23 protein-coding genes are annotated in these 22,248 nt (G+C 54.4%); 10 read left to right on the top strand and 13 right to left on the bottom strand.

Annotated elements, in window-relative coordinates:
- Positions 1-12 precede the first annotated feature (12 nt).
- From AC2TDA_RS02775 to AC2TDA_RS02750, 6 genes are all read right to left on the bottom strand, one after another.
- On the bottom strand, positions 13-1,239 hold the full coding sequence (locus AC2TDA_RS02775; RefSeq protein ID WP_480878741.1) for a CpaE/TadZ family protein: 1,227 nt from the start codon (positions 1,237-1,239) through the stop codon (positions 13-15).
- Positions 1,239-1,913 (bottom strand): TadE/TadG family type IV pilus assembly protein, encoded by a 675-nt coding sequence (locus AC2TDA_RS02770; protein WP_480878740.1) that lies wholly within the window; start codon positions 1,911-1,913, stop codon positions 1,239-1,241. Before AC2TDA_RS02770 ends, AC2TDA_RS02775 begins: the two co-directional genes overlap by 1 nt.
- Positions 1,910-2,416, bottom strand: a complete 507-nt coding sequence (locus AC2TDA_RS02765) for a TadE/TadG family type IV pilus assembly protein (RefSeq protein ID WP_480878739.1) — start codon at positions 2,414-2,416, stop codon at positions 1,910-1,912. The genes AC2TDA_RS02770 and AC2TDA_RS02765 overlap by 4 nt, the downstream gene beginning before the upstream one ends.
- Before the next feature lie 14 nt (positions 2,417-2,430).
- Entirely contained in the window at positions 2,431-3,990 is a 1,560-nt protein-coding gene (locus tag AC2TDA_RS02760; protein ID WP_480878738.1) for a TadE/TadG family type IV pilus assembly protein, read from the bottom strand.
- Positions 3,991-3,999: 9 nt separating this feature from the next.
- Positions 4,000-4,959 (bottom strand): Flp pilus assembly protein CpaB, encoded by a 960-nt coding sequence (cpaB, locus tag AC2TDA_RS02755; protein WP_480878737.1) that lies wholly within the window; start codon positions 4,957-4,959, stop codon positions 4,000-4,002.
- Between the two features lie 137 nt (positions 4,960-5,096).
- Positions 5,097-5,276: a Flp family type IVb pilin gene (locus tag AC2TDA_RS02750; RefSeq protein ID WP_480846531.1), complete on the bottom strand. Its 180-nt coding sequence runs from the start codon at positions 5,274-5,276 to the stop codon at positions 5,097-5,099.
- A gap of 536 nt (positions 5,277-5,812) precedes the next feature.
- Between AC2TDA_RS02750 and AC2TDA_RS02745 the strand changes: the two genes are divergently transcribed.
- Positions 5,813-6,652, top strand: a complete 840-nt coding sequence (locus tag AC2TDA_RS02745) for a helix-turn-helix transcriptional regulator (RefSeq protein ID WP_480878736.1) — start codon at positions 5,813-5,815, stop codon at positions 6,650-6,652.
- Positions 6,653-6,707: 55 nt separating this feature from the next.
- Here the strand turns inward: AC2TDA_RS02745 and AC2TDA_RS02740 are convergent, their stop codons facing one another.
- From AC2TDA_RS02740 to AC2TDA_RS02730, 3 genes are read right to left on the bottom strand one after another with little or no spacing between them, the layout of a single operon-like run.
- Positions 6,708-8,057, bottom strand: a complete 1,350-nt coding sequence (locus AC2TDA_RS02740; protein ID WP_480878735.1) for an ATP-binding protein — start codon at positions 8,055-8,057, stop codon at positions 6,708-6,710.
- Positions 8,057-8,704 (bottom strand): response regulator transcription factor, encoded by a 648-nt coding sequence (locus AC2TDA_RS02735; RefSeq protein WP_480846527.1) that lies wholly within the window; start codon positions 8,702-8,704, stop codon positions 8,057-8,059. Before AC2TDA_RS02735 ends, AC2TDA_RS02740 begins: the two co-directional genes overlap by 1 nt.
- A gap of 50 nt (positions 8,705-8,754) precedes the next feature.
- Complete coding sequence (locus tag AC2TDA_RS02730; RefSeq protein WP_480878734.1) at positions 8,755-9,306, bottom strand: PepSY domain-containing protein; 552 nt, start codon at positions 9,304-9,306, stop codon at positions 8,755-8,757.
- A 189-nt stretch (positions 9,307-9,495) separates the two neighbouring features.
- Between AC2TDA_RS02730 and AC2TDA_RS02725 the strand changes: the two genes are divergently transcribed.
- Positions 9,496-10,500 carry a hypothetical protein gene (locus AC2TDA_RS02725; RefSeq protein ID WP_480878733.1) on the top strand — a complete coding sequence of 335 codons (1,005 nt, stop codon included), beginning with the start codon at positions 9,496-9,498 and terminating at the stop codon, positions 10,498-10,500.
- 249 nt (positions 10,501-10,749) lie between these two features.
- On the opposite strand, the gene AC2TDA_RS02720 is transcribed toward AC2TDA_RS02725, so the two are convergent.
- The 4 genes from AC2TDA_RS02720 to AC2TDA_RS02705 form a co-directional block, all read right to left on the bottom strand.
- Positions 10,750-10,938, bottom strand: coding sequence for a hypothetical protein (locus AC2TDA_RS02720; protein WP_480878732.1), 189 nt, complete (start codon positions 10,936-10,938; stop codon positions 10,750-10,752).
- A gap of 1,305 nt (positions 10,939-12,243) precedes the next feature.
- Positions 12,244-12,912: a DUF1326 domain-containing protein gene (locus AC2TDA_RS02715; RefSeq protein ID WP_480850466.1), complete on the bottom strand. Its 669-nt coding sequence runs from the start codon at positions 12,910-12,912 to the stop codon at positions 12,244-12,246.
- A gap of 258 nt (positions 12,913-13,170) precedes the next feature.
- Positions 13,171-13,587 (bottom strand): methylglyoxal synthase, encoded by a 417-nt coding sequence (locus tag AC2TDA_RS02710; protein WP_480846523.1) that lies wholly within the window; start codon positions 13,585-13,587, stop codon positions 13,171-13,173.
- Complete coding sequence (locus tag AC2TDA_RS02705; protein ID WP_480878730.1) at positions 13,571-14,512, bottom strand: GntR family transcriptional regulator; 942 nt, start codon at positions 14,510-14,512, stop codon at positions 13,571-13,573. Before AC2TDA_RS02705 ends, AC2TDA_RS02710 begins: the two co-directional genes overlap by 17 nt.
- 393 nt (positions 14,513-14,905) lie before the next feature.
- On the opposite strand from AC2TDA_RS02705, the gene AC2TDA_RS02700 reads away from it, so the two are divergent.
- The 8 genes from AC2TDA_RS02700 to rraA all read left to right on the top strand — a co-directional run bounded on the left by AC2TDA_RS02700 (position 14,906) and on the right by rraA (position 22,239).
- On the top strand, positions 14,906-15,892 hold the full coding sequence (locus AC2TDA_RS02700) for a Bug family tripartite tricarboxylate transporter substrate binding protein (protein ID WP_480846520.1): 987 nt from the start codon (positions 14,906-14,908) through the stop codon (positions 15,890-15,892).
- A gap of 64 nt (positions 15,893-15,956) precedes the next feature.
- On the top strand, positions 15,957-16,388 hold the full coding sequence (locus AC2TDA_RS02695; protein ID WP_480878729.1) for a tripartite tricarboxylate transporter TctB family protein: 432 nt from the start codon (positions 15,957-15,959) through the stop codon (positions 16,386-16,388).
- A gap of 12 nt (positions 16,389-16,400) precedes the next feature.
- On the top strand, positions 16,401-17,942 hold the full coding sequence (locus AC2TDA_RS02690; RefSeq protein ID WP_170400881.1) for a tripartite tricarboxylate transporter permease: 1,542 nt from the start codon (positions 16,401-16,403) through the stop codon (positions 17,940-17,942).
- 50 nt (positions 17,943-17,992) lie between these two features.
- Positions 17,993-19,078: an isocitrate/isopropylmalate dehydrogenase family protein gene (locus AC2TDA_RS02685; RefSeq protein ID WP_480878728.1), complete on the top strand. Its 1,086-nt coding sequence runs from the start codon at positions 17,993-17,995 to the stop codon at positions 19,076-19,078.
- A 90-nt stretch (positions 19,079-19,168) separates the two neighbouring features.
- Positions 19,169-19,852 carry an aspartate/glutamate racemase family protein gene (locus AC2TDA_RS02680; protein WP_480878727.1) on the top strand — a complete coding sequence of 228 codons (684 nt, stop codon included), beginning with the start codon at positions 19,169-19,171 and terminating at the stop codon, positions 19,850-19,852.
- Positions 19,846-21,123, top strand: coding sequence for a 3-oxo-tetronate kinase (gene otnK, locus AC2TDA_RS02675; RefSeq protein WP_480878726.1), 1,278 nt, complete (start codon positions 19,846-19,848; stop codon positions 21,121-21,123). Before AC2TDA_RS02680 ends, otnK begins: the two co-directional genes overlap by 7 nt.
- The gene (gene otnC, locus AC2TDA_RS02670; protein ID WP_480878725.1) at positions 21,120-21,758 is read left to right on the top strand and encodes a 3-oxo-tetronate 4-phosphate decarboxylase; all 639 of its coding nucleotides are present in this window, start codon (positions 21,120-21,122) and stop codon (positions 21,756-21,758) included. The genes otnK and otnC overlap by 4 nt, the downstream gene beginning before the upstream one ends.
- A 7-nt stretch (positions 21,759-21,765) precedes the next feature.
- Positions 21,766-22,239: a ribonuclease E activity regulator RraA gene (gene rraA, locus AC2TDA_RS02665; protein WP_480878724.1), complete on the top strand. Its 474-nt coding sequence runs from the start codon at positions 21,766-21,768 to the stop codon at positions 22,237-22,239.
- Positions 22,240-22,248 lie beyond the last annotated feature (9 nt).

Raw genomic sequence — 22,248 nt, 5'->3', positions numbered from 1 at the left:
GGTGATCTCCCTTTAATTGTTCTTTGTCGCCGCAGGCTGTACGTCCGCCATTACGGCAGTAGCCAACTTTGCCAACGCTTTTCCCAGATCCGATTGCGGTTTCATGTCGACGATCGGACGTCCAAGATCCACGGAATTGCGGGCCACCTTCGGGTTGTCCGGCAACCAATGTTTCAATTTTGTTTCCAACACCTTCTCGGCTTCGCGAACATGTGTTGGCTTGATCATTGTCCGCCGCTCGCGGTTGACGATGATTTTCATTGGCAGCCCAACATTTGCTTCACGGAAAAAGTCGATCAGACGCCTCGCCTGGCGGACGCATGGCACGGTTGTTTCGGTAACCAAGGCAAGCTGGGTCGCGCGCTTGAATATGGGTTCGACCCATTCCACAACGGCACAGGGAAGATCTATCACAATATAGTCGTACCGACGCTGAAGCACGTCGAGCATACCTTCGATTAGGTCCGGCCGCATCGACTGAAGCGGAACCAACGGAGCAGGCGCGCACAAAACATCTACACCCAGAGCATGGCTTTGGAGTATTGAAGACAAAAAGTGATCGTCGGGTTCTTCAGCGTTTTCTATGAATTGCAGAAACCCTCCATTGTCTTCGATATCCAGAAACACGTTTGCGTTTCCGAACTGGAGGTCAAAATCCAACAGCGCGACTCGACTTTTTTCGGTTTTGCGGAAAATGGATCCTTTTCCGCCCACCAGCGAGCACGCAAGATTCACGGCAACAGTTGAAGCGCCTACACCGCCACGAGATTTCGCCACCGGTATCACTTTGCCAAGCGCAGATGATCCATCCAGGACTAAAGTTTGTGGGACAGTGCGCGCGCTAAATCTTTCGCTGATCGTTGCTTTCAGCTCCTCGCCGTCAATCGACAGGGGAAGAACCTCGTCAATGCCAATTTTCAGCAACTCACGCGCCTTAGTGATCGAAAGGTCATTCTGTGTCAGCGCGACAAATAGCGTGTCGTCGTTGCGATGTGCCAGCAACTCCTCGATAGCTTGCACTTCACCCAGATCATCAGGGTTGATTTCAAAGATTACTAAGTCATGTTTGAACGCAAGTTGAAGGGCAGTTCCGTTCAAGGCTTGGAAAGAAGTCGCGTTTTCGGTGATCTTGTTGTTTTTTTCGGGCGGAAAGACGTCAGCGACAATCTGAGCGATGCCCTCCCTTTCGGAAACAAGCATGACCGAATGTGACTTCAGATTGGAAACGTTATGATCCATTATCCTGACTCTCCTAGTGCAAGGTCTTCAGCAGGCAGCGAGACGCTGAAATTGGAGTAACCGGCTGTCGAAGATAGTGTGCTGTTGGTTGCGCCTGCGGCGTTTGCCAGCGCGGCCAGCGGTGACACGAACTGAAAATCATTAAGGTTCAATTCGACTGTGACCATGGGTGTGTAAGGGCCACCCAGGAAGCCCAGATTGGGATTGAACTCATAAATTATCTGCAAGTTATCTATCGTTGCGCTGGGCGGCAAAAGTGGACTGATGCGGCCCCAAATTTCTGACGCAGTGTTACTGCCGCCATTGTTATTGTTTCCTTGACACTCCAGGGGGCCAGGGTCTTCGCACACTCCGACTGAGGCACTGCAGGGGGTGGTGCCGAAAGGTGGAGACAATGAAGATGAGCCGCGTTTGTGATTTGAAGGCAACATCCTACCATCAGAGTATAGGCAAGCAGGCGTTCGAACGATTGCGATGCGAGCGGCCAGTTGAGCGGCTTTTTGAGCGTTCACACCGCTGTAAGAAAGGCGACCGAAATCCAGCAACGCCAGGAACAAGAAGGAAAACAGCGAAACGACCAGAGCGAATTCGACAAGAACCCCACCATTCTCATTTCGCAGGAAGCGATTGCCAGCGTGGCGCAATTGCCCGCGGATATCGAGCAAACTCTTCATTGTCCAAAAATCCGTGATGTGTCAGAAACATCAGTCGTCACTGACGTCGCGCCGCTGCCAAAAAGAGACAGGATGCCACCCAGCGGAAATTGAATGGTGATATTGGCGCTGACCGTCCCAACTGGGGCTGGGTTCATTCGATAAGTCCCGGACACGCAGGACAAGCTGGGCGTTACTGAATTGACTGTTATGCTCGGCGGGAACAGAATTTTTCCATCCGTAACGATCCTGTCGTCCTCGACGATACTTTTCAATGTTGTGGCCAGCCCCGCGACGGACCCGCCAGAGGTGCAAATATCCGCCGGCGTGACTCTGGACAGATAGCGGCTGGCATCCCGAACGCCGGCAATGACCGCCTGATATGACCACATCAGGCGCGCGGATTCCAAGGTCACCGCCAGCAGCAGCAACATGACAGGCATGACGAGGCCGAATTCCACGATAATTGCGCCATCGTCACTCTTGGAGAAGCGTTGGAAGGGAGTTCTCAGATGAAAGCTCATAATTCTGCCCTCCCTCACCGATACAACTGTACGATGTCGCGAAAGATACCGCCGAACTTATTGCCGCTGCTGCCGACGCCTGAGACGTCCGGGAAGCCAACAACTTCGCCGTGGATGTCAAAGCTGGGGGGTGAGTCACCGTTACCGCCTACGGGTTCGGTCAGGAAAACGGCGACGAACTTTGTAACCGGTACGCCTTTGGTCTTTCCGGAAACCGGGTTTTTTGAGCAGTCAATACCAGCCGCGGTCACAACGCGCCGTTCCGGTTTGTTCGACATTTGATTGGAGCACATCGGGCGACCGGTTTCAGCAAGGGAGGGATTCAGAATGGCGTTCGCATTCGGTGCGGAGTGCGGGTTGGTGTTTCCGTAGGCGATTTCTCTTAGATACATTCCGTATCGTGTGCCGGCAAAAATCGTGTCCGATCCGGTCAATGGAGGCAGATGATCGTGGCTGCCAACTCCGTCTGGTACGCCATCCGCAAGGTCGTGGTTTTGATTGAGGTAACCAGCGCGATCCCAATTGCCGTCGCCGAACCGATTGTTGCCCCCACAAGTGCCCGCGGCCATGCAAGTGTCGCGACCAAGGGCTGTAGTATCAGGTGTAAACTGTTCATTGCCCTGAATGCAGGCGCCGCCGCCATTCTTTTCAACCCCCTTGATAACGTTCGGAGCTGGCGCATAGTGCGGTAGGGTTTTTTTACCGTTGAGCGTGGCGCGGTAAATATCAAAGCGAACGTTGAACGCCGCATTGGTGATGCCGACCTTCTGCCCCGGCGCGGTAGTCAGCCCGTTGGTCAAGACACATTGAGTAACTTGCTCCTGCGCCGCAATGAGGCAGGCTAACATGTTACCGCCTTCATTCTTACATACGCCCGACGCGTCTCCAAACTCATCCAGATCAATGAACCCGAAATTGCCCGGTCCCCAGGCAGTACCTTCGCCGCCGCTGCGGAGCAGGATCTGATCGCCGATGGTCAGCGACGTTTCCCAATCGGGCGGCAGACAGAACATCAGCGGTGAAATATCGCAGGCGGCTTTCGAGAATCCGGCCACGGCTTCAGCTGAGATATTGGTCGCGGAAATACCGCTGCCGCCAAGCATTTTGTCCAGCGCCGAGGCAAGGCTCATACTAATCGATTTTGGCGTCAGCACGACCTGCGCAAATTTGGCCTCTCGGGGGTCTGTAGTGACGTCCGCACCCAACGGGATCAAATCTGACTTCTCCGGATTTTTTGGATCAAACGGAAGCGCTGAATGAAACGTGAGCGTGTAATCGGACGACCCTGAGAGAGCGGCTGGCCCGTTGGCGAACGTCTGACTGTCGCTGATCAGATTAGCCGCGGCATTCGTTGCGCGGGCTATCGCGTCAGATTGCCCGTCCAACTCACCCGCAGCAGCCAGAGCTACATTGTCAGCAAAGGACTGAAGTTCCGCATGCGTCGAGTTTAAGCGGCCGACATCCAGTGTGATCGCAAAGAAGCCAAGAAACGCTACAAATGCCGTGCCCCAGAGGATCGCGACGGTGCCGCACTCTTCTTTCGCAAATTTGGATATGATCGTTTTAGTAAACATGGCGAGGACTTACTGCCCGGAACGCTGGCTGACTTCGATCGGACGAGATTTTGGTTTGACGCCGGGCGTCACGACCGCAGGCGCCAGCTGAGCGTCGGTCTGATTGTTAATTTCCAACCCACCGACTGGCTCAGATTCTGTCGTTGTCTCGGATTCAGGGCGCTTTCTCTGGATGGTCACAACTTCGGTTTCCGTCCCGCGGCGCAACTTTACGGTTGGTTGGGCCTCCACCTTTTCTACAGGGCCCTCTTCCTGCAGTAGATCCCGCAAGCGAACCATTTCCATGGGCTCGTCTTCGACACCATCCAGTGTTCTCAGGGTCAAGTTGAGCGTTCCGGCTTTTTGAGCCAGTGCCAGGCGTTGACCTTGTTCAGGCGTCACCTCAACCGTAATCGTGCGGGCGACTTCGGGCTGATCGCTCAACTCTTCGGACTGTTGGTCCACGCCGATCACGCGAATGTTTTGCAATATGGTTACGGCGCTCAATTCCATCTGTGCGCCTTGCGTCAAAACAATATCCACGCGATCACCGGGAGTAACGAAACCACCCACCGCAGTAACCGCATCAACCTCAATGGCCATGGCGCGGGTGTTTTCTCCTAGTTTCTGAACCAGTGTGACTTTTTCACCGAAGTTCGAAACTTTGGACATCAACATTACCTCACCCGGGTAAAAACGGCCCTTTGCGCGGCGCAACTGTTTGCGGCTTTCAGGAACAAGTACGTCGATCTGGGTGAAAACGCCGGCTGGCAAAGCCTCGCGCGGCCAAGGGTATATCGTGACGTGGTGTTTTTCGATCATCTGGCCAAAGGCTATTTCGGATTTGGCAACGTAAATCTCGACCAAATCCGCATCCAGCGACACACTGGCGGACTTGGGTTTGAACTGAATATGATCTTTCGCCAGGAAGACGGACCCGGAAGCAATTGCAATTCCGAAGAGTGTTGTAATGATTGGTCTGACACGCATATCTGACTCCAAAAGTTACGCTTTCAAATTCTGGAACGTCGGTATTCCTGCGTTCTCGAAAATCCCGGCGGTAACTTCTGCGCCGCTACAGTTTGACGGCGGCGCAGAATTCTTTCTTGCTAAGAAGAGGCTGCACTTTACGGTGTCGTAGTGGTGCAGGTTGCGCTACCCAATGCGCCACATGCACTAGTCACGTTCGCGTTGGTTTGTGTACCAAGATACGTGAATGCACCAACGGCAATCGACGCGACGACCAAAAGGGCGAGGCCGTATTCTACAATTGCCGCTCCGCTTTCGCTCTTAACAAACTTTTTCATGAATTTAGTCATGTATCCCCCGAAAGGTTAGATTGATTTCGGCGTTGCGAGATATTGCAACGCGAGCCAGGCATTTATTGCAGCAGCTCTTCAATCACCGTAATTGCGTCAAATACGCTCGCCTTCCGTCAATAGTGAAAGTAATGCATCTTTTAAGTGTTAAAATGAAAAACAAAACATCTTTAAGAAGAAATATGTGAACCTCGCATTAACGAGTTATTAATGCAAAGCGAATCACTGAAATCAGAAACAATGGACATTATGGACTCCTAATTGTACGGAAAGTTGATCTAACTTTGGGTTGATTGAATCGACAAAAGGAGCAGGTTAGAAGAGAGTGTTCCGAGATTGCGCTCAAGTTAAATTGTTATTAAACAATAGCTTGCGAGAATCGCAATGACCGCCCCGCTGCGTATCGACCTATGGAAGAGGTCACAAAATCAGTTGCTGACGCGACCATAGCTGAACAAGTTTGTGATTGTAGTGAGGGTCGCACGAGTTCGGCTGAAATGTTTTGAGTAAACGGTCAATTGGTTATGAGTGTCAGCTTTCCAAAAGGCGCCAACGCGCAGAGCAGCTTGAATTTCGTCGTGGAATGGATGCAAGCGCTGAGTGGTAATAAACCCTTTTCAAGCGTCCTCAGTCATTTAATTCATTTGCTAAGTGCCGACGCGGCTTTAATTGCACGAACTTCAAAAACGAACCAGAAAGTCAAACATATCGCCCGCTGCTGTATTCAAGAGGGGAAGGTTTGGCCTTCGCAACCCCAAACTCAAGTAGAATTGGTTATGGGGGAATGCATTTCTACCGCGAAAGCCGGTTCAGTTTGGAAATTTTCAGATATGGTAGCTGCAGAAAATGTGCCGATGCCCAGCTATCAGGATCAAAAGCTAAGTGGCTTTGAGGAAGTGATAATAGTTCCGCTTGAAACACGCGGTGGGAATGTCGACCATCTTGAATTGCACTATAGGCATAAACCCAAAAGTCACGATCTGGACCTATTGATAATATTGGCTTCAACACTTGCGTCCGGTTGGAGCAGACGCTTACCGGGCTCGGTTTCTGCCAATTCTGAGCGGGTCCGAAATCACCTTCTGAATGAGGTCAATGGCGGTAGCTGTGTTCCTGTCCTTGATCCTCGTAACCCCGCGGAACTTAGCAGATGTGAATTCCGGGTGTGCGCGATGATGAAAGAAGGAATGACGGTCAAGATGATATCGGATACGTTGTCTGTCGGATCGGCAACAATCCGTTCGCACCTCAGCTCAATATTTTCCAAGACAGGGGCTTCAAATCAAGTCGAGTTGCTGCATCTGCTGAACCGAAAGGCAGAATCTGGAAGTGAGTCTGTGCGTTCTGCAGGTGGAAAAGTTTAGAGCAAAGTTCTGAAAAGGCTGGAAGGCTGTTTTCCAGAGTTTCAGAAGGGTCGCCTCACGTTGATTTTCTCTTAGGCCCTGCAGGTATAGCCACGAGAATTTCCAATCCCCCAAGCGTTTTCGATCTATCCAATGTGAGCTTAGCGCCGTAGGCGTTCAACAAGTCAACTACGATCGCCAACCCCAAACCGCTGCCCGCAACCGATGTGTCCAGGCGACCGCCCGACCGCAACACTTCTCTACGAGAGGCTTCCGGTATTCCCGGCCCGTCGTCTTCAATTCGAATTTCAATACTTTGCTCTCTACGCCAAGCCGAAACCCGAACCACCTTGTCGCACCATTTGACGGCGTTATCCAACACGTTGCCCATGACTTCTTCGATATCCTGTGCGTCCATTCGAACCCAAAGATCGGGTTCACACATGACTTCTACCGATTTATTTTCCCTTTCCGCCGTGACGGTAAACAATCGTACAAGCCGTTTTATGGAGTTTGACAAGTCCGTTCGCGAATGTGTGAGTTCCGCCGTGTTCATCGCCCGCATTCTTGCCAACGACCGACCAAGCTGAGTATCAATCCGATCAAGAGCCTCTTTCGCGATTTCGGTTTGAACACCTAAATCAGTAAAGCTGACCAATTCATTCCGCAGGATGGATGCCGGGGTTTTCAGAGCGTGGGCCAGATCAGCTGCTTGCCTACGGGAACCCGATACAATGTCCCGGTTGCGTCGCAACACTTGGTTTAGATCATCGACCAACGGAGAAACCTCTCCGGGGTAATCTGAAGGGTTGAGGTCCTCATCCGTTTCCCAACGATGGGCCACATCCGTCTGCAACCGGCGAAGCGGTCCCTGAATAACTGACATAAGCAACAGTGAACCGGCAACTCCAATCAGCCCGACAAGGCCGAACACCGGCAGCAAGTTTTGCTGCGCTGCACGCCGTTCTCCGATCAACTGGGCCTGGCTCTCTGCAACGCTTACACCCCAAACGGTTCCGTCTTCGTAGGTAATTTTCTGATACGCACTTCGTATTGCTTCGTTGTCAGGCCCAAGGGTGTTCCAGAGGGTCAGGACATCCAAATCCCCTTCGGGCTCGTCTATGGTCTCATCGAAAAGCGATGCGGATGTGAAAACATCACCATTATTTCCAGTGACTTGCCAATAACGCCCGGAATACGGAGATCCATAAGCCGGGTCGAACATCAGATCTCGCAAAGCATCGGGATCATTCGTAGTTACACTTAAGCCAACGACAAGTTGTGTGTGCCGCTCTAGCAGAGTGGTGTCGAAACGATCTGATACTCTGGAGTCAATATAAGAAAAAACCGCGAGCGTGCCCACTCCGACGGACACTGCTCCGGTCGCTATTCCCGCCAGCAATGCCCGTTGACGCAGTGACAACATCAGGCTGAGTTAATCATATATCCGCGACCGCGCACCGTAGTGATAAGGTCTGACCCCAGTTTCTTGCGCAAGCGGGTAATGAATACGGCAATAGTGTTTGAATCCCTGTCCCCGTCATACTCATATATATGCTCTGACAACTCGGTTCTTGAGATCATCCGCCCGGCATTATGTGCCAGGTATGTGAGCACAGCGATTTCCTGAGCAGTCAGATCAACTGGAATCCCATCTGCCGTCACCCGTCCGTTCCTGGTATCCAGAATGACATCTCCCATCTCGATCACCGGGTTCAGTTGCCCACTTTGGCGTCGCAGGATCGCACGCACACGCGCCGCCAGCTCGGCCATATGAAATGGCTTGGTCATATAATCGTCGGCACCTGCGTCCAGACCGTCAACGCGCTGACTCCAGCCATCTCGGGCCGTTAGGATCAGCACCGGTGTTTTGACACCTGCACCTCGCCATTCACGTAGCACGGATATACCGTCGCGATCGGGCAAGCCAATATCGAGAATAATCATGTCATACGGTTCGGTCGAACCCATGTGAAGGGCGTCAATACCGCTGTGAACAACGTCCACAACGCGCCCTTCAGCGTTCAGCAGCTTTTTGATCTGGCCGCAAAGGTGCGGCTCGTCTTCCGCCAATAAAACTCTCATACTCTGAAACTATAGACCTGCTGACAATAATTCAGCTATCATTTTTTGCCGCCACCATTACCGCCACCGTTGCCGCCGCCATTACCGCCGCCGTTGCCGCCACCATTACCGCCGCCGTTGCCGCCACCATTACCGCCGCCGTTGCCGCCACCGTTGCCGCCGCCGTTGCCACGGCCGTTTCCGTTATCATTGCCGCCGCGATTGCCTTTGTTGCCAGAGTTTCCGCGCGATGTAGCCTTCGCCGAGCTGCTTGAATTCGACTTGGCAGCTTCAGATATCTGGCGTCCGACACTGGAACGATTGGGCACGACAACGCCGGTTTGCGCGTTGACAATAACACTGACAATTTTGCCGTTGGGTTTCTTGACCAGGATACGATAATAAACTTTGTCCGCCTGGAATGCACGTGCGTCGACAGGGGTGCCGCCAAATGCTTTTTCGACCCCTTTTATAACAGATTTCAGACGAATGGCTGTACCGGATGCAGTTGCCTTACGTAGCTCGGATTGCTTTAGCTCACGCGCAGCCGCATACCCCTCTCCGGGTTGGAGTAGGGAAATCAGAAACACGATTGCGAAGATAGTCTTCATCCTCGGCACTCTACACTGTGCAATTGTTGTGTAAATGTACAGACCGCAACGTGAACTGATGATGAACGGTCAGTTCCGCGTGGGTTCAACCAAGATCGGGTCAAGTAAAAAAGTGGGGTATTGATTCCAGCGCGCTCTGACTGCGTGAGAAATCCGATAGCCAGATGCGCTTGATTGACGAGGATTGTGATGAATACCAAGACACCAGACCTGTTAAAAGCTGCAGCCATCGCAATAGCCCTGCTAGGCTCGACCGCGATTGTGGGAACTTTAGTTTTTCCTGATGTTACATTCGCAAAGGAAGGCAAAGGAAATGGAGGCGGAAAGGGCAACAGTGGCGGCAACGGCGGGGGCAATGGCAACGGCGGTGGCAAAGGTAATGGCAATGCCGGCGGACAGGGTGCGGACAAAGCCAAAAGTCAGAAAGCTGCTGGAAATTCCAATCGCAAGAGTTCTGCTGCCGGAGGTTCGCGGACAAAAGGGGCGAAAGGTGGCGGGTTCTCCCTGAAGACACTCTTTAGCGGTAAGAAAACTCGGACCAAGGTAACAAAAACGAAACAGGAAACGATCCGCGTCACGCGTGATCTGGAAGAACCAGTTCGTACTGAGGCGCGCCCGAAGGGAAACAAGATGGCCGCACTTTTAGGAGTGCACCCATCCGAACTGGGGGCATTGAACGCTGCAAATGCGAGTGAAAGCGCTCTGACAAACGCATCGCCGAATTCGCGGGTCGGTCGCATTGCAGCCTATCGCGATGCGGTTTTGGTCGGCGATGAATTGCGCGATGACCTGGAAGAGAAAAAGACCCTTCTTGAAAGTCTGACACCGCCCGATCGGTCGGTCACGGAAATCGAGCAGGATCTCGAATCGGCCTTGTCCGATGTGCAGGACAAACAGGATCGCGTGTCTGAATTGGAAAATGCGCTTGAAGATGCCGGGGGGACCAACCCTGACATTGAGGCAGAGCTGGACCAGGCCAGATCTGACTTGCAGGGTTCAGTTGATACTGCTGACTCTCTGACCAAAGAACACCAGGCTGCGGTTGAGTATGACGAAACGGTTTCCGAGGTCGCGGACCTGACAGAGCTTGCCGATGGACAAGCTGTCACAGAGCGTGAGGCATTGGAAAACGCGGCCAACAAGACCGTGACAGATGAAGTTGAAGCAGCCGTGAAATCTCTGCTCGGCCTTTGACGTTTAATACCTTTGCCCTGCTGCTCACGGAGGCAAGGCAAGCTGGGCCAGCCAGGCGATCGTTGATCATTTGGCTGGTCCAGTCGGTTCCAACTCACTGGCCAAGGATATCTCGCTGACTTTATGCTCCGTATTCGGACCCTGTTACGTCTGCATGCGAAAAGCCCGCTCTTGTCAAAAGAGCGGGCTTAGACTTTTTGGTTTTCCGGGAAGGACGAACCGAAAAACCACCGACATGCATTTTAGGGTTCAACCGTCCTTCAATGCCTCTTCCAAACTCTTGGTATGGATTGTCGCCAAAAGTGCACTTTCGATCGGAGGGAAGCGACCACTATTGGATTTAGTTGAAGTTACCAACTCGCAGCTCCGAGCATTCGTCGAGGATTGCAAAATTGCGGGCGTACGAAGCAATGCAACCTCGATGGCAGTCTTGTTCATGCGTTTCCCCTTCAATGTCGCCGAGCGTTCCCAGTTTCGCTCGGTTAGGTGAAAGGTAGTATGACGAAGTCGGTTGAACACTCAACGAATACATTGTTCATGTTCTGTTAACGTTGTTCTAAAATTGACAACAAACGGCAATTTGTGTGCGAACAATTTGGCGCATAAATGTAATTCAAAAGTATTAATTTTCATTGATGCCGATGAGGTTCCTGATTCCTACATAAAGCGGTATTAGGCAAATAACGCTGCATGCGGATGGTTGGGCTGGCTCTGGTATTCAACATACTTTCTGTTGCGTATCTATCTGAACTTTAATAGTTTTTCTCTCGACATCCGCTTCTTGACGCCCGCCCGTTTTTAAGCGGTGTTCAAGGTGAGCCAGAAGGCACGGAACTCGCTGAGTTTATGTAAACCGATTTCTGCGGCTGGATAAGGAAGACGGCGCACGGATAACGCTGGCTGATTTGGATTTTGCTCGGATGTACTAAACGTGAATCGCACAATGTTTGCTATATGTCTGCATTCGCATGCACGTAGAACGGGATCGTAAAAATCTCCGTAAGGTATTGAATTTTGTTACTAAGTGGCGCCCACACGGAGCACATAAGAATACAGTAAGGGTATATTTTTAAATCATAAATTTTGTCATAAACCTAATGATACCCCGAACGGTACTCACAATGGCGAGATTGCCTCGCCTGCATTTGCCGTGAACTTACCGCGAAGATTCACCGAGTAGGGGCCAATTCTGATCTCGAATTCAACTACGCCCACAAAAACTGGTCGTTTATATGATCCGAGCTTTGCGATCAATCTGACAGCGAGCCGGCTTCATAGGTTTGAATATCAAAGGCAATGATCCGGCCATTCGCTGATGCGTACTTAAGTGACCGCTTTGCGGACAAAGCCGACGTCAATACGGTTGCCTGTATGTTAAGTCAGTTGGTGCGTCGCTATTGTTTTTATTCCCTTGCAAGGCGAACAAACCCATTCGGCTGTTCCATCAATCGGATGATCGGCACTCTGTAAGTCGTGGTACGACACGATTCTTTGTTCGCGGCAGAAAGGACACGTTACGAGCGCAAAGAAATCAGGAATATGAGTGACTTTCGGCGGGACAGGATTGCAAACCATAGAGCCCACGTTTGAAGCGATAGTGTGCCCGATCTTCTTCAAAAAACGGTTTCCGGCATTTCTTGTTTCGATACAGTCTAAATTCTAGCGCGAACCATCTGCCAGTTGCAGACACCGCAGTGACCCCTTGGGGTCTTGTCAGAGACTCAGAGTCTACAAGCAAGCATCCTACGCCCCGAGCCAAGCCGTCAGCCGCGGTCGCTCGCGCACCAGCCCGTCTTGGTCGAAATGGTGGATAACAAAGAGAGCCCAAGTGTCCTTAAAGGCCATCTCGATCTCGCCCTTGACTTGAGTCGTGCCAAGGCCCAGTTCCGCATAAGTGAACTCGATACTACCGGCCTTGCGTGCGAGCGCGATGTCGAAAGTCTCGCCAGTGAACTCGTTGATATGCGGGTACCCCCGGCTGGTCAGTATGCCCGGAATCTCGGCTTTGGCCGTTCGGGCATCAAGATTCTTTTCCAGATGGATCGGCAGGAACTGCGTCTCGCAGAATTCCGAACATGTCGAGGCGAAAACGGCGAAGACGTTGCTCAGCGGTGCGCAGCTTTCGCCGTGCAGGATTGTCTCCAATGCCGCCCTCTGTGCAGGAGTGGCGCGTTCGTCGATGACAATCAGCGCCTTTCCGTTACCCTCAGCAATCTCGCCCGGCCACTTGTAGATCGCAGACCAGCGGAGCCCTTCCAGCGGCGTGTCGTTGAAGTGCCCCCCGACAATCTCGCCAACATAGGCGGACTCGCATGTCCCATAGGTCGTCGGCAAGTTGAACTGGCAACCGCAGTTGATAGCGCAGTTGCAATTGTCATAGGTCTCGCTTTTGAAAAGCCATTTGTCGGTCATCGGTCTCTCCCCCTTGTTACCGATCCGGATGTTCCGCGAGTATAGCACATCGAGGAGGTTCTCACCGACCACGGCCGGGGGCAAGCTAATTTAACTGAAGCAGAACGGCAGGTATGGGCTCTGAGCGGTCGTTCGTCGAATTGTGGTGAGTAACCGCATTGCGGGACAAAACCGACATTGACTTTATTGGCCTGAATGACCCCTTAAAGCCCCAGCTGGAGACATTCATTTTCAGCAGGTTGGGCGGAGAAAGAACCCTCAGGCTGTTTCGGCGGTTTCAATGCCGGCCGCGCGAACCATCAATGTTGCGCTTGCTGGGTTGATGGCCAGAGCAGTGTTATAAAGAGTGGCCAGCCGCAGCAGGGACTTCACATCAACATCATGGGGCAAAGCTGAAAGTGGGTCGATCAGGAAGACCAAAGCATCCAAATGTCCCTCGGCAATCATTGCACCGATCTGGGCATCGCCTCCGAGTGGGCCGCTTTTCAAACAGGAGATCGGTAACCCGGTCTCTTTGGCGATACGCCCGCCGGTCGTGCCGGTGCCGAACAACTCCATCCTAGACAGTTCGGGTTTATGCGCATTCGCCCAATCGATCATCTGATCTTTCATCTGGTCATGCGCAACCAGCGCCATCGAACGGATCGTGGGTGGAGTTCTAGCGTCTTGTGACATGGCTTTGTTCGGTCTCCATTGGGTTGTCCGCCGCCCAGCTCCAGGCCAGTGGCGATTTGCGTTTCAAGGCACCGCTCAGATGCTGGCGCATACGGTAGGAGGCATCGGCAACATTGCCGCGTTCCAGAAGTGACAGGATCTCGAGATGTTCAGAGCATTGCTCGATCAAGCGTTCGCGATTGACTTCAGCCCTGTACTCCATCAGGCGGCGCATCCTGTTGACTCTCTGAAGAGACATCAGGAAAAATGGATTGCCTGAGAGTTTGATAAGCTCTTCATGAAACAGCGAACCGTTCATCAGCAAAGACTCGTCTGGTGCGGAGTTCAGGTCCATGTTCAACATGCCTTCCTGAATTCGCCGCTGTTCATCCAAGACTTTATGATCGAGCTCAAAAGTGGGTTCGAGCATGGCAGTGGGTTCGATCGCCATTCGAAATCTATAGATCTGATCGAAAGCTTCTGGGGTTTTGGCAACCGGCAGAAGACGCCAGCCGTACCCCTCTTTCCGTTCGGCCCAGCCTTCCCGGGACGCCCGCGCCAGAAGGTCGTTTACCTTGGTTTTGGTCCAGCCATATTGCTGTCGCAGAAAATATTCTGTGACGTCCTCGGGAATCTGGTTTGTCAACCAGTCATTGGCAAGGATCTGATAGTCTTCATTTCCTTCGGGTGACGCATTGGCCAAGGTCGTATTGATCTTGGAGGGGATTTTGTCTGCAACAAAGTACCCACGGTTTGGTTGCCGGACGAGCACCTTCTGGTCCTCAAGGTGAATCAGAGCCTCACGCACCGGCGTGCGTGAAACACCGTATCTATCGGCAACCTGCTGGGCGCTGACATGCTGTCCCGCAAGAAAAGAGCCAGACACTATGTCATGCAGCAACCTGTTTGAAATCTTCTTAGTAAGCTCGCTTGTTCGTCCTGACATCCTAATCACCGTTCGACAGTGTTGTGCTGCTTCTCAGATTGCATCCTACCTTCGAGAACTCCCCAGTTATCTGGATTTGTAAGCTATAAAAACCAAAAAATTGGATTTAGGTCTACTCCTTTCTCGAGTTGGCGGGCAATAAAAATTGGTTTTTTGCTCATGAGGCAAGATCAAGGCCAGCTCTACAGATCAGTAAGTTGAGTCAAATATCATTTATTTTCTGAAATTTACCGACATCATCGCCGAGAGATACCAAGCCGATGATGATCATTATTTGGATTTTTAACGTTACAAAAGCAAATCTAGATTGGCTTTTTGTGGCTTGATATGCAATCAATGTTGCCAGTGCGAGATTCGCGCTACCGAACATCGAAAAAATGGGAGGACCACCTCGTGTTCAAGAAACTTACGCGTGCAAGCGCTTTCGCAACCGTTGCTTTGCTGGCCGGAGTAGGTGCCGCATCCGCTGAATTTAAAGCTGAAAGCCCGCAGTGCATCGCCCCGTCCAACCCGGGTGGTGGCTGGGACTTCATCTGCCGTACAACCGCCAAATACCTTTTTGATCTGGGTGTCATCGAAGATTCGATGCAGGTCACCAATATGTCGGGCGGCGGCGGCGGTGTTGCCTTTGCCCACGTTACGAAAGAGCGCAATGAAGACAATAACCTGATCGTTGCAGCGTCGATGTCGACCAGCGCACGTATCGCGCAGGGCATCTATGAGGACGCGACGCAGGATGACGTACACTTTCTGGCGACCTTCGGTGCGGAATATGGCGCTATCGCTGTGCGCGCAGACTCGCCCTTCCAGACGCTAAAAGACATGATGGACGCGATCTTGGAAGATCCGCGTTCGGTCGGTATCGCTGGCGGCTCGTCGGTTGGCAGCTTCGACCACATCAAGCCCATGCTGGTGGCACGCGAAGCAGGAATGGAAGATGTCACGCAGCTGAAATACGTCTCGTTTGACGGCGGCGGCGAAGCAATGACCGGCCTACTTTCGGGAGCGACCGAAGCCCTGTCGGGTGACTTCTCGGAAATGCTGGGCTTCTTGGAATCGGGTGATATCCGCATCATCGGCATCATGGCACCCGAACGTCTGGCAAACTATCCGGACATCCCCACCGCAAAAGAGCTTGGTTATGACGTCGTTGGTGCGAACTGGCGTGGTCTCTATATGCCCGCAGGCGCCTCAGACGAAGCGAAAGAGTTCTGGTCGAACGCCATCAAGACCATGGTTGCCGACCCTGGCTTCCAGGCAACGCTTGAAGAAGCTGCAATCGCACCCTTCAACAACTTCGGCGACGATATGCACAACTTCGTGGCTGGCAGCATCGCAGATGTGACCAAGCTCTCGAAAGAGATTGGCATCATCCAATAACGCGACACCGGGGCTGGTCGAATAGACTGGCCAGCCCACCACACATCAAAAAAGGGAGGAGAAAATGAGTGACCGCATCTTTGGCGGCTTTGGTTTGGCGCTTGCCATCTTCTATATCTGGGCCGCGTCAACGATCAAAGACAGCTTCATGGTCGATGTGGTTGGTCCGCGTGCGTTCCCCTATATCGTAGGTTCCATCGTGGCGCTTTGTTCGCTCTATTTCATTCTGCGCCCCGATGACGAACCAGAATGGCCGCATATGCGCGAGTTTGCCGAAATCGTCTTCGCGGCGGCAGTCATGTTCGCTTACAGCTGGGCGCTTCCCGAAGTCGGCTTCCTGATCTCCACCGTATTCGCAACGGCTTACCTGACGTGGCGTCTGGGGACGCAACCCCTTTGGTCGCTTGTGACAGGGGGCTGCACCTCGGTTGGTATCTACGTCGTTTTCCACCTGATCCTCGGCCTTGCTTTGGCCAAAGGTCCACTTGGTTTCTGAGGAGCGATACCCATGGAAATTCTGTCTCTTCTTGCTGATGGCTTTGCTATCGCACTCACCCCGCAGAACCTGCTGCTGGCGGTCATCGGTTGCTTCCTGGGAACGTTGATGGGCGCACTTCCGGGCCTTGGCCCGGCCAATGGTGTAGCGATCCTGATCCCCATCGCTTTCTCGCTGGGTCTGGGCCCAACCGCATCGCTGATCCTGCTGGTCAGCGTCTACTACGGCGCCATGTATGGCGGGCGGATCAGCTCAATCCTGTTGAACATTCCGGGTGACGAACCTGCTATGATGACCTGTCTTGATGGCTATCCAATGGCCAAACAAGGCAAGGCGGGCGAGGCCCTATCGCTATCCGGCGTTGCCTCGTTCGTAGGTGCCTTCGTGGCCACCTGTGGTCTGGTCGTTTTGGCCCCGCAGCTGGTGAAGATCGCCCTTCTATTTGGCCCGGCCGAGTATTTCGTGCTGTTCACGGTTGCCTTCGCGACCCTTGGCGGTATCTCGTCAACGAACCAAGCGAAGTCGGCCTTTGCCGCGGCGCTGGGTCTTGGCATCGCCATGATCGGCAGCGACAGCCAGACCGGCTCGCAGCGTTTCACGTTTGACCACGTACATCTGTATGACGGCATCGACTTCCTGATCGCGATCGTCGGCCTGTTCGCCTTAAGCGAAGTGTTCATATTCCTAGAGCATCACCGCGGCGGCGCAGTCGGCTCGGCTGGCGCGACCAAGGTAGGCCGGATCATGCCCGACTTCAGCATGATCAAGCGCTGTATCCCCTCGATGGCTCGCGGCACTGGGCTGGGCTTCTTCTCGGGCGTTCTGCCGGGCGCGGGCGCGTCGCTGGGCTCGTTCCTGGCTTACTCGCTAGAAAAGCAAGCGGTTGACCGTGACGGCAAGACCTTCGGCAAAGGCGACCCGCGCGGCGTAGCGGCACCTGAAGCGGGCAACAACGCGGCCTCTGGCGGTGCGCTGGTGCCTATGTTGGCTCTGGGTGTACCGGGTTCGGGGACCACGGCGGTTCTGCTGGCAGTCCTTTTGCAGTTGAACATTACCCCCGGTCCTCTGCTGTTTTCGAAAAGCCCGGACATCGTCTGGGGCTTGATCGCCTCGTTGTTCCTAGCAAACTTCATCCTGCTGGCCATGAATATCCCGCTGGTAGGCATCTTCACCCGCGTGCTGATGGTTCCGACCCGGATCCTGATGCCGATCGTCGCGATGATTTCCTTCGTGGGCATCTATTCGATCACAGGCTCGACCTTTGACGTGATGCTGATGGTGGGCTTCGGGATTGCTGGCTGGGTTCTGCGTAAACTCGACGTGTCTCTGGTGCCCGTGATCCTTGGCATCCTCCTGGGCAACCAGATGGAGGTAAACCTGCGCCGCGCCATGACGATCTCGGATGGCGACTGGTTCATCCTCGTCGGCAGTCCCCTGGCCATCATCCTGTGGCTTGTCGCAATCGCCGGCTTCGTGCTGCCCATGCTGATGGGGCGTCGCATGAAGAAGCGGATGGAAGCCGCGCGCGATCAAGAAGAATTCGTCGGCGACTAAGCCGACACCCTCAACGAACTAGGCCAATTGGCCGATCATAGGAGACTAATATGCGTATCATGACACTGCCCTGCGATGGTATCGGGCCGGAAATCATGGCGGCGACCCTGGAGGTTGTCGAAGCTGCAAACAAACGCTTTGATCTGGGGCTGACCTTCCACGAAGAAGAAAGCGGTTTTACCAGCCTGAAGAACCACGGCATCACCCTGCGGGAGGAGGTTCTGGACCGCGCCCGCACCGAGTTTGACGGCGTGATCTTGGGCACCCAGTCACACATGGACTATCCGCCGGTTGTCGAAGGTGGGCGCAACGTGTCGGCTGGCTTCCGCATCGGGCTGGACCTCTATGCAAACGTCCGTCCCGCACGCACCCGCAGCTTCATCCCGAACAAGGCGCCGGGTATGGATCTGGTGATCATGCGGGAAGCCACCGAGGGCTTCTACCCCGACCGCAACATGTACAAGGGTGTGGGCGAGATGATGCCCGATCCCGACATGGCGCTCTCGGTACGCAAGATCACCCGCCACGGCTCGATGCGGATTTGCCGCGAAGCATTCAAGCTGGCGATGCAGCGCAACAAGAAGGTCGCGGCGATCCACAAGGCGAATTCATTCTTGATGACCGACGGGCTGTTCCTGGACTGCTTCCGCGAGGTGGCCAAGGATTTCCCCGAGGTGGAAACTGAAGAGCTGATCGTTGATGCTTTCGCCGCGCTTCTTGTGCGTAAACCCGAGGCCTATGACGTCGTGGTTGCCACCAACTTCTATGGCGATATCCTTTCGGATCTGGCGTCGGAACTGTCCGGATCCTTGGGTCTGGCCGGGTCGATCAATGCCAACGCTGAAACCGGTCTGTGCTGTGCTCAGGCGCAACATGGATCGGCGCCGGATATTCAAGGGCAGAACGTCGCCAACCCGACCTCGTTGATTCTGTCGGCGGCCATGATGCTGACCTGGCTCGGCGAACAGCGCGGCATCCAGAAGTTGATGGATGCGGGTCAGGCAATTGCCGACGCCGTGGACTCCGTGATCGACGTCTCGGAAAACCGCACCCGTGACTTGGGTGGATCCGTAAACTGTGACGCCTTTGGCTCCCTCGTCGCAGATGCCGTTGCACACGAAAACGTTGCGGCTTGAGGTTCTTCCTTTCGGGCAACTCTTGCCCGCAGTTGTTCAGCGGCACCGCCCTTCTCGCTGTGGTGTCGCCGATTTTATCAGGACGCAAAGATGATTGACCAGCCCCGCATAGCGCTTATCCACGCTACAAAAGTCGCGATTGATGCCATCGAGGACGCTGCCGAGAAGCTTTGGCCGGAAGCCGAGACGATTTCGATCCTTGAAGAGGGTCTTTCGTTGGATCGTGCGAAATCGGCTGAACTGTCAGGTGACTTACTACGCCGGATCATCGATCTGTCGCGCTATGCTGAAGCTGCCGACGCAGATGGCGTACTATTCACTTGCTCGGCCTTCGGTTCCGCCATCGAACGCGCTAACCGCGAGGCCAGTATTCCCGTCATGAAACCCAACGAAGCCATGTTCGAGGCGGCATTCTCCCACGGGGACCGCGTCGTCATGCTGTACACCTTCCCCCCCGCCGCCGGTGGGATGGAGGATGAGTTCCGCGAGGCAGCCCGCGAGAAAGGCAGCACCGCACAGATCACCTCGATCTTTTGCGAGGGCGCGCTGGACGCCAAAAAGGTAGGTGACGACGGCGCTCATGATCGGTTGATTGCCGACACTGCTGCCATGATCGCCGATGCTGATGTCATCCTGTTGGCGCAGTTTTCCATGGCCAGCGCTGCGGATGCGGTGCGCGCATGCACTGACGTTCCTGTCCTGACCAGCCCGGAGGCCGCGATTGAAGAAATCCGCCGCCGGATCGAACACAATACAGAGGGTCAGACATGCTAATTGGCGTTATCGCAGATGATTTCACTGGTGGCAGCGATGTTGCCAACACCCTGGCCAAAGGCGTTGACGGCGAAGGAGGTTTGAGAACCGCCCAGTATCCCGGCGTTCCAACAGGCCCCGCTGCACCGGATATCGACGCCGGGGTTGTCAGCCTGAAATCACGCTCGAATCCGGTCGAAGATGCGGTGCACGAAAGCCTCGAGGCACTTAACTGGCTATTGGATCAGGGCTGCGAGCAGATTCTGTTCAAATACTGCTCGACCTTCGATTCCACACCTGACGGAAATATCGGCCCAGTTGCCGACGCTCTAACCGCCGTGCTGGACGCGCACGGTGTGGTGGTCTGCCCGGCCTTTCCGACCACCGGACGCACGGTCTATCAGGGACATCTGTTTGTGGGTGACGTTTTGTTGAGCGAAAGCGGGATGCAGAACCATCCACTAACCCCAATGACTGATCCCGACCTGCGTCGCTGGTTGCGTCTGCAAAGTAAAAACGCGGTCGGCCACGTACCGCTGTCCATAGTTCTGGCTGGACCTGAACAGATCCGCGCGGCAATAACGAATTCCGCCGAGAAGTATATTGTGGCAGATGCTGTCTCGGACGAGCACCTACTAACCCTCGGCGAGGCACTTCAAGGCGTTCCCTTGGTAACGGGCGGCTCCGGGATCGCTCTGGGCCTTCCGCGCAACTTCATTCGTAGCGGCATGGCCGAAGCCAGCACCCCCACCGCCGAGGGCACATCGGGGCCTGAAGCCATTCTGGCGGGGTCGTGTTCCGGGGCGACACGCGGCCAGCTGGCCGAACATCAGAAGGCCCATCCGACCTATCCCCTCGACGTACCCGGCGTCATGAATGGCACGGTCACCGTGGATGACCTGTTGGGCTTCATCGCCGAGAACACCGGCAATGCCCCTTTGGTCTACTCCTCGGGTTCCCCCGAAGAGGTGAAAGAGATTCAGGCCAAGTTCGGTCGCGAGGCGGTGGCCGAGACTCTGGACACTCTGTTTGCCGACACCGCCCGTACGCTGGTGCAGCGCGGCTATCGCCGGATCGTTGTGGCGGGTGGTGAAACCTCGGGTGCGGTGGCGCAAGCCGTGGCGGGCGAACTGGGCGCGCCCGCGATGCGCATCGGGGCAGAAATCGATCCCGGCGTTCCTGTGCTGACTTTAGGTGACAATCAGCCAATTTCGCTTGCGCTGAAATCGGGCAATTTTGGCGCACCGGACTTCTTCGCCAAAGCGTTGCGCATCATGGAGAGGCAGAAATGAGCACCGAAGCAGACCTTCGCCAACAGATGTCGGATCTTTGTGCGTCCCTGTTCACGCGGGGCTTCTCGGTCGGGACGGCGGGCAACGTATCAGCCCGCCTGCCCGATGGCATCTTGATGACGCCGACCAATTCTACTTTGGGCGCGATTGATCCCGACCGGATCAGCAAGATCGATCTGGAAGGCGGCCATGTCGCAGGCGACCGTCCGACCAAGGAAGTGTTCCTGCATCAGGCCTTCTATGAAACCCGTCCGCAGGCGGGTGCCGTGGTGCATCTGCACTCAACCTGGGCGACCGCGCTGTCCTGTTTGGATGACACCAATCCCAATGACTGCATCCCACCACTGACACCCTACGTTGTCATGCGTGTCGGCACGGTGAAATTGGTTCCCTATGTCAAGCCGGGCGACCCGAAGTCGGGCGACCTGATCCGCGACCTTAAAGGCGCCTATGGCGCAGTTCTGCTGGCCAACCACGGCCCCGTGGTTTCGGGCAAGGATCTGTTCTCGGCCGTGTGCGCGGCAGAAGAGCTGGAAGAAACCGCCAAGCTTCTTGTAGCACTGCGCGGACAAAAGACGCGCTTCCTTAGCGAGGCCAACGTGGCCGACCTGAGAGCAACCTACTCTAATATGTGAGGCCGATATGAAAACTGCTGACCTGATTGATGACCACGCAGACAAGCTGTCGCTTGTTCACTTGCCGTTTCGCCGCTTCGGCACGGCACCGCATTTCGCCGCCCCGGTGCAGACCGTGAAGTGTTTTGAAGACAACACGATGCTTCGTGCTCAGTTGGAAATGCCCGGCGAGGGACGCGTGTTGGTCGTAGACGGGGGCGGCTCTACCCGCATTGCCATTCTAGGAGACATGATTGCGGAGATGGCGATCAAGAACGGCTGGGCTGGGCTGGTTCTCAACGCCGCCATCCGCGATAGCGCCGAGATCGAGCTGATGGCGACGCAGATCTTCGCACTTGCGACCTCGCCGGTGAAAAGTGCGAAAGAGGGCTGGGGCAAAGCTGGCTGCGATATTCACATCGGCGGCGTGACCATTACGCCGGGCGACTGGATCTATGGCGACGCCGATGGAGTATTGCATAGCAAGGTCAAATTGGTGTGAGTGCGGCTC

The organism is Ruegeria sp. HKCCD6426 (assembly GCF_057221115.1).
The sequence above is the reverse complement of the archived record's forward strand: the minus strand, read 5'-3'. Positions and strand labels throughout refer to the sequence as shown.